Genomic DNA, 12,638 nt, shown 5'->3' on the forward strand with positions numbered 1-12,638 from the left:
GCCGGGCGGCCGAAATGAGCGGCGCCTCGTCGGGCGCGATCGCGCAAAGGAAGACATGACCTCATCAAAACCCCTGACCGACAAGCTGATCGGATGGGCGCCGATGAGTCTACGGATTGCCATGCCGGGCAATACGTTTGCCTACCGCACAGGGGCACCCTCCGCGCCGGCGAACGCCAGGCCCGCACCCGACCGGCATGAAAGTCTGAGCGCTGCGACATCAGGAAACGCGCGTGCCGACAACTGAGGTCGACGACCTTCGCAGCGTCGTGCGCGACTACCTGACCGTGACGTCGCCCAGTGAAACCGTTCGCACGCTGATGGCGACGGAGTCCGGGTACGACAAGGTGTCGTGGCGCCAGATGGCCGGCGAATTGGGCCTGCACGGCATCGCCGTCCCCGAGCGATGGGGTGGTGCCGGCGCCGGCATGGCCGAATTGGCAGTGGTCTTCGAGGAAATGGGACGCGCGCTGCTGTGCTCCCCGTTTTTCGCCACCGTGGCCCTGGCGACACAGGCCCTCCTCGCCAGCGGTGACGATGAGGCGGTGGAACGGTTCGTCCCCGCGTTCATCGGCGGCTCCACCACCGCGACGCTGATCCTCAACAGCCGGCTCGCTGCCTGGGACCCCTCCGCCGTGGCGTTGCGGGCCGACCGCGACGGCACCGGCTATCGGCTCCGCGGTGAGGCACCGCTGGTGATCGACGGTCACACCGCGGACGTCATCCTGGCGCCGGCCGTCACCGATGCGGGCATCTCGCTGTTCGCCGTAGGTGCCGGGTCGGGCGGGCTTCAACGCACGCCCCTGGCCGGCCTCGACCGCACCCGCAAAATAGCCCGCGTGCGATTCGACAGCGTGCAAGCAGACCTGATCGGAACCGACGGTGGCGCCGCGAACCCCCTCGCGCGCACCTTTGACCTCGCCCTCATCGCGCTGGCCGCCGAGCAGGTCGGCGCGGCGCAACGGTGCCTCGACATGGCCGTGGACTACGCGAGAAATCGAATTCAGTTCGGCCGGCCCATCGGCAGCTTCCAAGCCGTCAAGCATCGGTGCGCAGACATGTTGGTTCAGGTGGAGGGCGCGCGGTCTGCGCAAACACATGCGGCCGACGTGGCGGACACCGACGACCTCCCGACCGCCGCGTCCGTCGCGAAAATGGTGTGTTCGGAGGCTTTCCTGCAGGTTGCGCTCGACAACATGCGCATCCATGGCGGCATCGGCTTCACCTGGGAACACGACGCCCACTTGTTCGTCCGACGCGCCAAGGTCACCCAGTTGATCTTCGGCGACCCCGACTACCACGCCGAACGCCTGGCGACGCTCGTCTCCGCAGCGAAAGGATCCTCGTGACGGTCTCCTTCTCCCTCGAACTGCCCACCCAGCGTGTCGAGGCGGTCGATGAGTTCGTAACCGCCGAAGCCATCGCCGACATCGCGGGGGTGGCCGAGGCGAGCGGATTCGCGGCGGTCCACGTCACCGACCACCCCGCGCCAGACGCGAAATGGCTCGACCACGGCGGCCACCACGCGCTTGACCCGTTCGTCGCGTTGTCGTTCGCCGCCGCCGCGACGACCGAGGTCAAGCTGCTGACCAACGTCTACATCGCCGCGTACCGCAACCCGTTTCTCGGTGCCAAATCGATCCAAAGCCTGGCGGCGCTGTCGAAGGGGCGGCTCATCCTCGGGACGGCCGCGGGTTATCTCAAGCCCGAATTCAAAGCCCTCGGAATCGATTTCGACAACCGCGGCGCCCTGCTCGACGAGGCTCTCGACGTGCTGGACAAGGTGCTCACCGGTGCGGACATCGCCTACGAAGGAACCTCCTTCGCCGCGCGCGGGGTTCGGCTGCGGCCGCTGCCGGCGAGTCCCCCGCCGGTGTGGGTCGGGGGCAACAGCAAGCCTGCCGTTCGCCGGGCGGTAGCGCGCGCTCAGGGGTGGGCACCGTTCAATACGTTCGGCTACGCGGCGGCGTCGCGCACCGCGGAGATTTCGACGATCGACGAGTTCCAGCTCGCTATCGACTGGGCCAAGCAGTACGCGGCCGAAATCGGCCGCACCGCACCACTGGATATCTGCTTCTCCGCGGGAAACCTGTTGGATGACAGTCGATCAAACGACGAGCGTCACGCGACCATCGAAAGGCTCGCTGCGGCCGGGGTCACCTGGCTCACCATCGCCCCGCCGGGTGCGGACAGGGCCGAATTCGTCGAGCGTTCGCGCGCGTTCGGCAAGGAATTCATCACGGGGTGACGTGCCCTCACCCCATCAGGCTGTTGGACGCGAAAGCATCCACGCCGATCCGGCGATGGGCAAACAGCCACCGGTCGCCCGCGGGGACGAGCACGTCGCGGTAACGGCCCCAGTGGTCGAGCCCGATGTCGGTGTGGACCGCGAAATAACTGCTGGCCTCGACGCGGTCGCGGCGCACCGAGGCGAACCTGATGCTCGAGACGTGGTGTCGGACCTGCGTCGGCGCCTGCCGCGGCCGCGTTGGTCGCGTCATCGCCGCGCCGAGGCCGGCCGCGATCTGCGCGGGTCCCGTCAGCGGCTTGTCGCCACCGGTGAATTCCAGCACGCCGTCGTCGCAAAAGCATGCCGCCAGCGCACGAAGATCGAATCGATCGGTGGCTGCCGTGTAATCGGCCATCGTCTGCCGCACCGCCTCCCGCACCTCGAGCTCCCAAAACTCCATCGACCCTCCTCGTGGAAAATGCGTTCCGCCACACGATAACGTCTATTCTCATGCCGCAACCCAGCCTGAAAGAACTGCTCGATCCCGCGACCACCGCGCTCGTCACCCAGGAGTGCCAGGGCGGCGTGATAGGTCCGCAGGCCGGCCTCCCATTGCTCGCCGAGGAGGCCCGCCGCGAAGCCATTCCCAACATCGCCAAGCTGCTCGCCGCCGCCAGGGCGGCCGGTGTCACGGTGGTGCATTGTCTGGTCCAACGGCGCGCCGACGGTCGCGGCTCCAACACGAATGCCCGGCTGTTCGCGGCGGGTAAGTCCTTTGACGCCGACCTCGCGCCAGGCAGCGCGGGCGCCTCGGTGCTGCCCGAGTTCGGCCCGAATGATACCGACCTCGTCCTCACCCGCACCCACGGTGTCGGGCCGATGTGCGGCACCGACCTCGACTCCGTGCTGCGCAACCTCGGTATCAGGACAATTGTGGGAGTAGGGGTTTCGGTCAATGTCGCGATCACGAACTTCGTGATGGACGCCGTCAACCGTAGCTACCAGTTCGTGTTGCCGCGGGATGCGGTGAGTGGCTTCCCTCGGGAGTACGCCGATTCGATCATCGACAACACCCTGTCCCTGCTCGCCACGGTGACCTCGTCGGATGCGGTGGTCGACGCGTGGGATGGATTGGGCTGAGCGCGAGGTCTACCCCGATCTGGATGTCGCGCGACGATGGTGATAACGTCGTTCTCAAATAGCGTAAATGATCATATTCGCTGCTCAGGAGGAAAGTTCAATGTCTTCCCGTTCCTTGCCGTACCCGGTTTTCGACATCGACAACCACATGTACGAGACGACGGACGCGCTCACGAAGTACCTGCCGAAGGAGCACCGCGGGAAGGTCGGTTACGTCGAGGTCAATGGCCGGCCCAAGCTCGTCGTCAAGGACCACATCAGCCACATGATCCCCAACCCGACGTTCGCGCGCGTCGCCAGGCCGGGCAGCGCCGAGGACTATTTCCTAGGCAACAATCCCGAAGGGCTCAACTTTCGCGAATTCATCGGCGAGGCAATGGATGTCATTCCCGCATATCAGGCCCCCGCTCCCCGGCTGGAGCTGATGAACGATCTCGGCATCGACCAATGCGTGATGTACCCGACGCTGGCCAGCCTCATCGAGGAACGCACGACCGACGACGTCATCCTCACCCACGCGATCATTCACGCGCTCAACGAGTGGATGCACGAGCACTGGACGTTCAACTACCACGACCGGATCTACGCGACCCCCGTCATCTGCCTGCCCCTGGTGGACGAAGCCATCAAGGAATTCCATTGGGGCCTTGAGCGCGGCATGAAGACGTTCCTGGTGCGACCCGCACCCGTGCCCAGCCGCTTCGGCGGTTCGCGCTCCATGGGCCTGCCCGAGTTCGACCCGTTCTGGGAAGAGGTCGTGGACGCCGGCATGCCGGTCACCATGCACGCCTCGGACAGCGGCTACCAAAAGCACCTCATGGAATGGGAGGGCGGCGACGAGTACCTGTCCTTCAAACCGAGCGCGCTGCGCGAGGTCGTGATGGGCCATCGCGCCATCGAGGACACCCTGGCCGCGATGATTTGCCACGGCGCGCTGTCACGCTTCCCCGATCTGAAGATCTTCTGCGTCGAGAACGGCAGCGGGTGGGTGCGAAACCTGCTCGAACAGCTCAACACCGCGTACAAGATAATGCCCAAGGAATTCGACGAACACCCCGTCGAGGTGTTCAAGCGCAACATCTACATCCACCCGTTCCTCGAGGACGACATCAAGGGAATCATCGAGATCATGGGTGAGGACCACGTGATGTTCGGCTCAGATTTCCCGCACCCCGAGGGCATCGGCGACCCGCTGAGTTTTGTCGACCGGCTGGACGGCATCACGGAGTCGGTCAAGGCGAAGCTCATGGGCGGCAACGCGATTGAGCAGCTGGGGCTCAAGGTCCCGGCATGACGCAGGCGCCCACCTCTGCGAAGGTGTACGACGGAATCGCCGACTTCGAGGCTCACGTCGGCGAGCACCTCGGCTTCAGCGACTGGCACCGGGTCACCCAGAAAGCGATCGACCTGTTCGCCGAGGCGACCGGTGACCACCAATGGATTCACGTCGACCCGGAGAAGGCGGCCACTGGGCCCTACGGCAAGACCATCGCGCATGGCTATCTGACCTTGTCGCTGGTACCCATTCTGGTGCAACAGATTTACCGGGTGACCGGGCTGGCGATGCAGGTGAACTACGGCTCGGACAAGCTACGGTTCCCCGCGCCGGTACCGGTCGATTCCCGCATCAGGGCAGGGGCCGAACTGGTGAAGGTCGAGCGCAACGAGAACGGAGGCCGGGCCACGGTGCGCGTCACCGTCGAAGTCGAGGGCAGCGACCGCCCGGCCTGCGTCGTCGACACGATCGCCGCGATGGTCGACGCCTGATCTGACGCGCGCGCTTTGGTGGACACGCCGAGTATGGGGGCTAAGTACACAGATCTCGCATTTTTCGGCCGTACGGCCCGCGCTCGGCAACCCATGTGCGCCTACGCGTTGAGCACGCGTTCTCCGATGACGCGTTGTTCACGCAGCGCGGCAATCTCCTGGGCGGACAGGCCGAGGGCCGCAAGCACTTCGGCGTTGTGCTGCCCCAGCGTCGGTGACGCCGACCGGTGATGGCGCACGGGTCCCGGCGTGATGCGGAACGGCCAGCCCGGAAACCGATGCCGGCCCGTGATCGCATGGTCCAGATCCTGATAAAAGCCCCGCGCGTCGAGCTGCTCGACGTCATACATCCGATCGGCCGTCAGTAGTCGCTCGGCGGGCACGCCACGGCGGTCGAGCGCCGCCACGATCTCGTCCGCGGATTGCCCGCGTGTCCAAGCCGTCACTACCTCGTCGAATTCGTCATGGTTTTCCCGGCGCGCTTGTGCGGTGCCAAACCTCGGGTCGTCGCACAGGTCGCGTCGTTCCATGGCGTCGAGCAGCGCGCGCCAGTCGGCGTCGTCACGCACCGAGAGCGCGACCCAGTCGTCGACGTTGCCGGTCGCGTAGACGCCCTGCGCGTATTCGCGGTGGCGGTTTCCCTCGCGCGGCCGCACCGCTCCCGTCAACGAGTATTCGATGACCGGTTCGGCGGTCACCGCCGCGCCGACCTCGATCTGCGCGGCCTCGATCAGCTGCCCCTCGCCGGTGGTTCGCCGGTGCTCGAGCGCTGCCAGCAGGGCGACGCATGCGTGCACGCCGGCGATCGGGTCGGCGGGCCCCTGCAGATTGCACGGCGGGCCGTCCGCATAACCGGTGGCGGCCGACATACCCGACACCTGTTCGATATTCAGCGCCCAGCCCACGTAGTCGCGCCACGGCCCCTCCAGCCCGAATCCGGGCATCCGCACCATGATTACGCCGGGGTTGAGGCGCGCGAGGGAGTGGTAGTCCAGCCCGAATTGCTCGACCACGCGCGGCGAGAAGTTCTCTACCACCACGTCGGCTTCGGCGGCCAGCCGCCGCGCCAGCTCCCGGCCGGCGGCGGAGGTGAGGTCGAGGGTGATGTCGCGCTTGTTGAGATTGGTTCCCTGCCACAGCGGGCCGCGCTCATACCAGTCGTCGCCCTCACGCAGCAGCGAGCCCGAGTAGCGATGCCCGTCGGGGCGCTGAATGGACTCGACCTTGATCACGTCGGCCCCGAACGCACCGAGGTAGCACGTCAGATACGCGCCCGCCCAGAAGGTGGTCAAGTCGAACACCTTCAACCCTGCGAAGGGCAGTGAGACGTCGGGGGCCTCGCCCGTCGAGCGCGGTGCGCCGCGCTCGCTCCACGCGGGCTTCACGTCCGTTCCGATCGCGGGCGCGGGCGAGGGCGCCGGGACCGGGGTCTTCGAGAGCCGGAACGGCGCTCCCGGTCGGGTGAATCTCCCCGCCTCACTGGCGGACTCGACGAAAAATCCTCGCTCGGCGTACTGCGGACAGTCCAGGACCGTGTCACCCTCGGTGATCGGCGCCGCGGGTATGCGCATGGCCTGACTCAATTCGACGAGGTCAGCGACGGGCATCGAGTCAAGGAAGGGCTGGGCCTTGGCGAAGAACTCGTCGCGCTCGGGACCGCCGAGCATGATCGCGAGCTGGTGGTCGCCGAACTCGGGCAACCCGACCATTGCGCACACGTCCAGCCAATGCTGGCCGGTCAGGCAATTGATTCCGATCCATCCATCGGCGGCGTGCACGATACCCAACATCGGCGCGGCCTTGGAATTTGTCGGCAGGCCAAGGGCTTTCAGGCGCGCGGCCATCAGCATCGGATAGGGCAGCGTCGACAGCAGCGACTCGAACATCGACACGTCCACCTCGACCGGCCGGTTCGTTCCAGCGGCCGCGATGCGCAGTGCGGTCAGCGCACCCAGCGCCGCGTAACCGCCGGCGATGTACTCCGGGATCCGGGCGCCGGCCTGTACCGGCGCCCGGCTGGGCTCACGCACGTTGATCCAACCCGCCGCCGCCTGCAGCGTCAGCGGGGTCGTCGCCCGGTCGCGCAGCGGCCCCTGCTGACCGAAGCTGGAGAGGCGCACCACGACGAGATTCGGGTTGACCTGCTCGAGGGTGCCAGCGTCCAAGCCCCAGTCCAGGCGCTGGGGTGCGCCCGGCGGCAGGTCCTCGACGAGCACATCCGCCTGGGCGAGCATGTTGTGGACCGCCACGACGTTGCGTTCACGGGCGAGGTCGATTGTGGCACCGCGCTTTCCGGCGTTCAGGTACTCGAACAGCCCACTTCGCGGACCCCAGCTGCGCAGCGGGTCGCCCGAGGGCGGCTCGATCTTGCATACGTCGGCGCCGAGATCCACGAGGAGCTTCGTGCAGTAGGGGCCCGCGATCTCGGAGGCCAACTCGACGACACGCAAGCCCGTCAGCGGCCGGTTCACGCGGGTATCCCGATGGCCTTGGGCTCCATGTAGGCCCGCAGCCCCATCACGCCGCCCTCCCGACCGATTCCGCTCTGCTTGAAGCCGCCGAAGGGCGCGTCTCCGGGAATCGTGCCGTTGATCGAAACCTGTCCTGTCCTGATCCGGCGCGCGATCGCCACCGCGCGATCGAGGTCGCTCCCCCACACCGCGCCACCGAGCCCGTAGGACGAATTGTTGGCGATGGCCACCGCATCGTCGTCGTCGCGGTAGCGCAGCACGGTCAGCACGGGACCGAACACCTCCTCCTGCGCGATGTACGCATCCGCGGAGGAGGAAGTGACTATCGTTGGCTCGAAATAGAAACCGCTGCTCAGATCCTTGGGACGGGCCCCGCCGGCCACCACGGTTGCCCCATCGGCTTCGGCGCGTTTGACGAATCCCTCGACGCGCTCGAGGTGCTCGCGGCTGATCAACGGGCCCATGGTGACCGCCGGATCGACGGGATCTCCGATGACGACCGCGCGGGACAACTCGATAAGCCGATCGACCACCTCGTCGTGGAGCACATCGGGCAGCAGCAGCCTGCTGTTGAGAATGCAGGCTTGGCCGGCGTGCATCGTGCATCCCTCGAACAACAGCCGCGCCAGCAGATCGTCGCTGACATCGGCGTCGGGTAGCAGTACGGTCGCCGACTTGCCTCCGCATTCGAGCAAGACGCGCTTCATCGTGGTCGCCGCGCCCGCCATCACATCGCGGCCGACGGCGGAGCTGCCGGTGAAGCTGACCATGTCGACCCTGGGGTCCAGGGTCAGGCTTCTGCTGGCCTCGACGCCGGTGGGCGTGACCACGTTGACCACGCCGGCCGGAATGTCGGTGTCCTCATCGATGATGCGAGCGAGGGCGAGTCCCGCCAGCGGTGTGAGCGGTGAAGGCTTGAGTACGAGCGTATTTCCCGCGGCGAGCGCCGCACCCAGCTTCATGACGTTGAGCGTGTGCGGAAAGTTCCACGGCGTCATGGCCGCCACCACACCGAGCGGTTCGTAGCGCAACAGCGTGGTGCCCGCCGCGCCCCACGCGTCCATGGGCGCCTCGGCGGGCTCCGTGGCGAGCTCAGCGGCGTGACCGACCATGAACGCCGGGCCATCGACGTGGATCAGCCGCTCGTTCGCCGAGCAACCCCATTCGGCCTGCGCGAGGGCGTAGACCTCCTCCCCCTTCGCCAGCAGCGCATCGCTGAGCTGTCGCAGGCATCGGGCCCGTTCCGCGGGTTCGGCCGCGGGCCACGGGCCCGTGTCGAACGCCGCCCTGGCCGCCGCGATCGCCTGCTGGACCTGGGCCACGCTCGCATCGGGCGCCGTTTCGATCACCGCCTCGGTGGCGGGGTTGATGACGTCGTAGCGCCCACTGTCGGGATCGACCCATTGGCCGTCGATGTAGTGCCCATAGGTGCCGAGAAGGGAACGCGACCCGGTCATCTGCCTGCCTTCCTGACTGCCACCCAGAGAACTTACATACTCAACCTGTGTGTACACGGCAGGCCGCAACGCCGTCAACGGCTAATTCACACTATTTTCGGGCCACATATACCTCGATTGACAGATGATCCGGCCTTGCTGTAGACACCTTGAGAACGGACATTCTTGATCTATGTGTCTGACAAACCTCAGTGTCGAGGAAGGCATGCTGTGCCCACTACTACTGTTCCCTTGCACTCACCGGACTTTTACGCCGGCGACCCCTACCCGATTTACCGGGAACTCCGCAACACGACGCCCGTCGTGTGGAACGACGTCACGAACTTCTGGGCGCTGTTGAAGTACGAGGACGTCCGCTACGTCTCGGGCCACCCGCTGTCCTTCTCGTCGACGAAGGGCATCACGATCCCGGATCCCACGCAGCCTGAACCCGTTCAGGAGGGCAACCTGATCTTCACCGATCCCCCTCGTCACCGCCAGCTTCGCAAGCTCATCAACTCCGGCTTCAGCCGCCGCCAGGTGCAGTTGCTCGAGCCCAAAGTGCGCCAGATCGTCAAAGGCATCGTCGACAGTGTCGACCCGTCGCGGGAGTACGAGTTCGCGGAGGAGATCGCCGCGCCACTTCCCACCCGGATGATCGCGGAAATGCTGGGCGCCCCACCCGAAGACTGGGAGCAGTTCCGCGCATGGTCGGACGCGGCGGTCGGCACCGCCGACCCGGACATCGAACTGGACTCGATCGTCGCACTCGGTGAGCTGTACGAATACTTCACCAAGCTCATCGCCGCGCGACGCTCCGGCGAGGTCAGCGGGCAGGACGATCTGCTCAGCATCCTGGCCGCGGCCGAGGTCGACGGCGAGCGACTGTCCGACGCGGACCTGCTCAACTTCTCCTTCCTGCTGTTGGTCGCCGGAAACGAAACCACCCGCAACCTCATCGCATTGGGCACGTTGGCGCTGATCGACCACCCCGACCAGTTCGCGCTCCTGCGATCGGACCCGTCACTGCTGCCGTGCGCGGTCGAGGAGATGCTGCGATACACCAGTCCGGTCACCCACATGGCCCGCCGCGCTACCGAGGACGTCGAGATCCGCGGCCAGCAGATCAGGGCCGGCGACACCGTGGTCATGCTCTACGGCGCGGCCAACCGCGACGAGGAAATCTTCGGCCCCACGTGCGAAGAGTTCGACATCACCCGTAATCCCAACCCGCACATCGCGTTCGGGGCCGGTGAGCACGCGTGCCTGGGTGCGCAACTGGCCCGCCTGGAGGCCAGGGTGATGTTCGAGGTGTTGCTCGGCACATATCCGACGATCGAGCTCACCGGTGACGTGTCACGACTTCGCGCCACGATGGTGCCAGGTGTGAAACGCATGCCGGTGCGGCTGGGAACGGACACCTGATGGACTTCGACTACACACCCGAACAGGAGCAGCTCCGCAAGGACTATCGGACCCGCCTCGAGGCGGTCATGACCCCGGAGCGCCGCGCCGCCGTCGCCAACCTGACCGAGGGCGGCGCCGCGATGACCGAGTGCAGGCGCGCTCTCGGCGACGCCGGACTGCTCGGGGTCGCCTGGCCGGTCGAATACGGCGGCGGCGGGCTGACCGCGTTGGAACAGTACATCTTTTCCGAGGAAGCGCGCAGGGTCAACGCACCGTTGCCGTTCGTCACCCTGAACACGGTGGGCCCCACCCTCATTCAGTACGGCACCGAGGAGCAGAAGGCCACGTTCCTCCCCGCAATCCTCAAAGGCACCGTAGATTTCGCGATCGGCTACTCGGAGCCGGGCGCGGGCAGCGACCTCGCGTCGCTGCGTACCACCGCAGTGCGCGACGGCGACGAGTTCGTCATCAACGGTTCGAAGATGTTCACCAGCGGCGCGGAGTTTGCCGACTACATCTGGTTGGCGGCGCGCACCGATCCAACTGTCAAGAAGCACAAGGGAATCACCCTGTTCATCGTGCCGACCGATTCGCCCGGCTTCTCCTGGAAGCCGCTGCACACGATGCCGGGGGTCTCCACGTACTACACGTTCTACGATGACGTCCGGGTACCCGAGAGCGCCATCGTGCTCGGCGAAAACCAGGGTTGGACGCTCGTGACGAACCAACTCAACCTGGAGCGCGCCGCCCTCGGCAATCTCGGCGCCCTCGAGCCGCTCTTCGCCAAGACGCTGAAATGGGCGTCGACGACACCGCTCGACGACGGCACGGTCATCGACCAGCCCTGGGTGCAGCAGGCCCTGGCCCGAGTGGAAGCGCAGGTCGCCGCCTACCGGCTGCTGAACCTGCGCGTGAACGCGACGATGAGCTCGGGTGCCCTCGGGATGGGCGAGGCCTCCGCGGCAAAGGTATTCGGCACCGAGCTCACCCAGCAGGTCGCGCGCGAACTACTTGAAGTCGTGGGACAGTCCGGCGTGCGCAAGGATTCGGCGGCGCCGCTCAAGGGCGAGCTGGAAAGCGCATACCGCCTGGCGGTCATCAACACATTCGGCGGCGGAGCCAACGAGCTTCAACGCGACATCATCGCTATGGCCGGTCTCGGGATGCCGCGCGCGCCCCGGGACGTGCGGCCCTCCGGAAAGGGGAAATCCACGTGACAGAGCTAGCCAAAGACGACCTGCGGGAACGTCTCGACGCGCTCATCGGGACGCCCACCGACGGAGTCGGCAGACCCGCCCGCGCGCCTGATCCGGTGAATGCCACGATGATCCGGCACTGGGCGTACGCGTTGGATGACATGAATCCCGCCTACCTCGATGCCGAGTTCGCGGAGAACTCCCGCTACGGTGGCCTGGTTTCCCCGCCGGTGATGCTGCAGAGCTGGACGATGCCTCCGCCCAAGCTCGCCGGCATCCATGAACGCGGCGGCGTGCCGATCGAAATCAAGACCAACCCGCTGCAATTCCTCTCCGACGCGGGCTACACGGGCATCATCGCGACGAACTCGGAGTTCGAGATCGAACGCTATCCCCGCGTCGGTGACGAGATCACCGGTGAGACGGCTTTCGACTCGATCTCCGACGAGAAGACGACGGCGATGGGCAAAGGATTCTTCGTCACGTGGGTGACCACCTACCGCGATCAGAACGGTGACGTCATCGGCCGCCAATGGTTCCGCACGCTGCGATTCAAGACGGGAAGCTGATGGCCACCAGACTCGCCCCGTCGATCAGCCCGGACACCGAATTCTTCTGGTCGGGCCTTAAGGACCACAAGCTGCTGATCCAGCGATGCACCGACTGCAAAACGCTGCGGGTGCCACCCCGACCGATGTGCGGCAATTGCCAGTCGCTCAACTGGGATTCGGTCGAATCGACCGGGCGCGGAACGGTTTACAGCTTTGTGATGCCGCAGTACCCGCCGCTCCCCTTCCTCCAGTACCCCTATGTGGTCGCACTGGTCGAACTCGACGAAGGCGTGCGCATCGTGTCGAACCTGTGCGGCATCGAGCCCGCGGCGATCGAGGTCGGCCTGCCCGTCGAGGTCTTTTACGAGAAGTTCGAAGCCATCCCGAGCGGGGACGAGCTGGTGCTGCACCAGTTCCGGCCCGCGCGCTGAACACGAGGC

General features: G+C 66.1%; 12 protein-coding genes. 9 read left to right on the forward strand and 3 right to left on the reverse strand.

All coding sequences use genetic code 11. The features are described from left to right. The first annotated feature begins 233 nt into the window (after positions 1-233). On the forward strand, positions 234-1,349 hold the full coding sequence (locus tag ACZ50Z_RS11740) for an acyl-CoA dehydrogenase family protein (RefSeq protein ID WP_464483706.1): 1,116 nt from the start codon (positions 234-236) through the stop codon (positions 1,347-1,349). Then, the gene (locus ACZ50Z_RS11745; RefSeq protein ID WP_464483707.1) at positions 1,346-2,248 is read left to right on the forward strand and encodes a TIGR03619 family F420-dependent LLM class oxidoreductase; all 903 of its coding nucleotides are present in this window, start codon (positions 1,346-1,348) and stop codon (positions 2,246-2,248) included. The genes ACZ50Z_RS11740 and ACZ50Z_RS11745 overlap by 4 nt, the downstream gene beginning before the upstream one ends. Before the next feature lie 7 nt (positions 2,249-2,255). Here ACZ50Z_RS11745 and ACZ50Z_RS11750 read toward each other — a convergent pair whose 3' ends face one another. Then, positions 2,256-2,690, reverse strand: a complete 435-nt coding sequence (locus tag ACZ50Z_RS11750) for a nuclear transport factor 2 family protein (protein ID WP_464483708.1) — start codon at positions 2,688-2,690, stop codon at positions 2,256-2,258. Between the two features lie 50 nt (positions 2,691-2,740). On the opposite strand from ACZ50Z_RS11750, the gene ACZ50Z_RS11755 reads away from it, so the two are divergent. The 3 genes from ACZ50Z_RS11755 to ACZ50Z_RS11765 all read left to right on the forward strand — a co-directional run bounded on the left by ACZ50Z_RS11755 (position 2,741) and on the right by ACZ50Z_RS11765 (position 5,137). Next, entirely contained in the window at positions 2,741-3,370 is a 630-nt protein-coding gene (locus ACZ50Z_RS11755; RefSeq protein WP_464486198.1) for an isochorismatase family protein, read from the forward strand. A 100-nt stretch (positions 3,371-3,470) separates the two neighbouring features. Beyond that, the gene (locus tag ACZ50Z_RS11760) at positions 3,471-4,664 is read left to right on the forward strand and encodes an amidohydrolase family protein (protein ID WP_464483709.1); all 1,194 of its coding nucleotides are present in this window, start codon (positions 3,471-3,473) and stop codon (positions 4,662-4,664) included. Then, positions 4,661-5,137: a MaoC family dehydratase gene (locus tag ACZ50Z_RS11765; protein WP_464483710.1), complete on the forward strand. Its 477-nt coding sequence runs from the start codon at positions 4,661-4,663 to the stop codon at positions 5,135-5,137. Before ACZ50Z_RS11760 ends, ACZ50Z_RS11765 begins: the two co-directional genes overlap by 4 nt. A 101-nt stretch (positions 5,138-5,238) precedes the next feature. Here the strand turns inward: ACZ50Z_RS11765 and ACZ50Z_RS11770 are convergent, their stop codons facing one another. After that, positions 5,239-7,608 (reverse strand): CaiB/BaiF CoA transferase family protein, encoded by a 2,370-nt coding sequence (locus ACZ50Z_RS11770; RefSeq protein ID WP_464483711.1) that lies wholly within the window; start codon positions 7,606-7,608, stop codon positions 5,239-5,241. After that, complete coding sequence (locus ACZ50Z_RS11775; RefSeq protein ID WP_464483712.1) at positions 7,605-9,065, reverse strand: aldehyde dehydrogenase family protein; 1,461 nt, start codon at positions 9,063-9,065, stop codon at positions 7,605-7,607. Before ACZ50Z_RS11775 ends, ACZ50Z_RS11770 begins: the two co-directional genes overlap by 4 nt. 231 nt (positions 9,066-9,296) lie before the next feature. On the opposite strand from ACZ50Z_RS11775, the gene ACZ50Z_RS11780 reads away from it, so the two are divergent. Genes ACZ50Z_RS11780 through ACZ50Z_RS11795 form a run of 4 tightly spaced genes read left to right on the forward strand, consistent with a single transcriptional unit; the run spans position 9,297 to position 12,629 of the window. Then, positions 9,297-10,469 (forward strand): cytochrome P450, encoded by a 1,173-nt coding sequence (locus ACZ50Z_RS11780; protein ID WP_464486199.1) that lies wholly within the window; start codon positions 9,297-9,299, stop codon positions 10,467-10,469. Next, on the forward strand, positions 10,469-11,668 hold the full coding sequence (locus tag ACZ50Z_RS11785) for an acyl-CoA dehydrogenase family protein (RefSeq protein WP_464483713.1): 1,200 nt from the start codon (positions 10,469-10,471) through the stop codon (positions 11,666-11,668). Before ACZ50Z_RS11780 ends, ACZ50Z_RS11785 begins: the two co-directional genes overlap by 1 nt. Beyond that, complete coding sequence (locus ACZ50Z_RS11790; RefSeq protein ID WP_464483714.1) at positions 11,665-12,216, forward strand: FAS1-like dehydratase domain-containing protein; 552 nt, start codon at positions 11,665-11,667, stop codon at positions 12,214-12,216. The genes ACZ50Z_RS11785 and ACZ50Z_RS11790 overlap by 4 nt, the downstream gene beginning before the upstream one ends. Continuing rightward, positions 12,216-12,629, forward strand: coding sequence for a Zn-ribbon domain-containing OB-fold protein (locus tag ACZ50Z_RS11795; protein ID WP_464483715.1), 414 nt, complete (start codon positions 12,216-12,218; stop codon positions 12,627-12,629). Before ACZ50Z_RS11790 ends, ACZ50Z_RS11795 begins: the two co-directional genes overlap by 1 nt. Positions 12,630-12,638: the final 9 nt, after the last annotated feature.

Source organism: Mycobacterium sp. NTMscope_MAC_269, from assembly GCF_976985695.1.

What these genes read in the sequence shown, in the direction of transcription:
- ACZ50Z_RS11765 (WP_464483710.1), top strand. Translation starts at nt 4,661, where the DNA reads ATGACGCAGGCGCCCACCTCTGCGAAGGTGTACGACGGAATCGCCGAC.
- ACZ50Z_RS11750 (WP_464483708.1), bottom strand. Translation starts at nt 2,690, where the DNA reads ATGGAGTTTTGGGAGCTCGAGGTGCGGGAGGCGGTGCGGCAGACGATG.
- ACZ50Z_RS11760 (WP_464483709.1), top strand. Translation starts at nt 3,471, where the DNA reads ATGTCTTCCCGTTCCTTGCCGTACCCGGTTTTCGACATCGACAACCAC.
- ACZ50Z_RS11755 (WP_464486198.1), top strand. Translation starts at nt 2,741, where the DNA reads ATGCCGCAACCCAGCCTGAAAGAACTGCTCGATCCCGCGACCACCGCG.
- ACZ50Z_RS11795 (WP_464483715.1), top strand. Translation starts at nt 12,216, where the DNA reads ATGGCCACCAGACTCGCCCCGTCGATCAGCCCGGACACCGAATTCTTC.
- ACZ50Z_RS11775 (WP_464483712.1), bottom strand. Translation starts at nt 9,065, where the DNA reads ATGACCGGGTCGCGTTCCCTTCTCGGCACCTATGGGCACTACATCGAC.
- ACZ50Z_RS11785 (WP_464483713.1), top strand. Translation starts at nt 10,469, where the DNA reads ATGGACTTCGACTACACACCCGAACAGGAGCAGCTCCGCAAGGACTAT.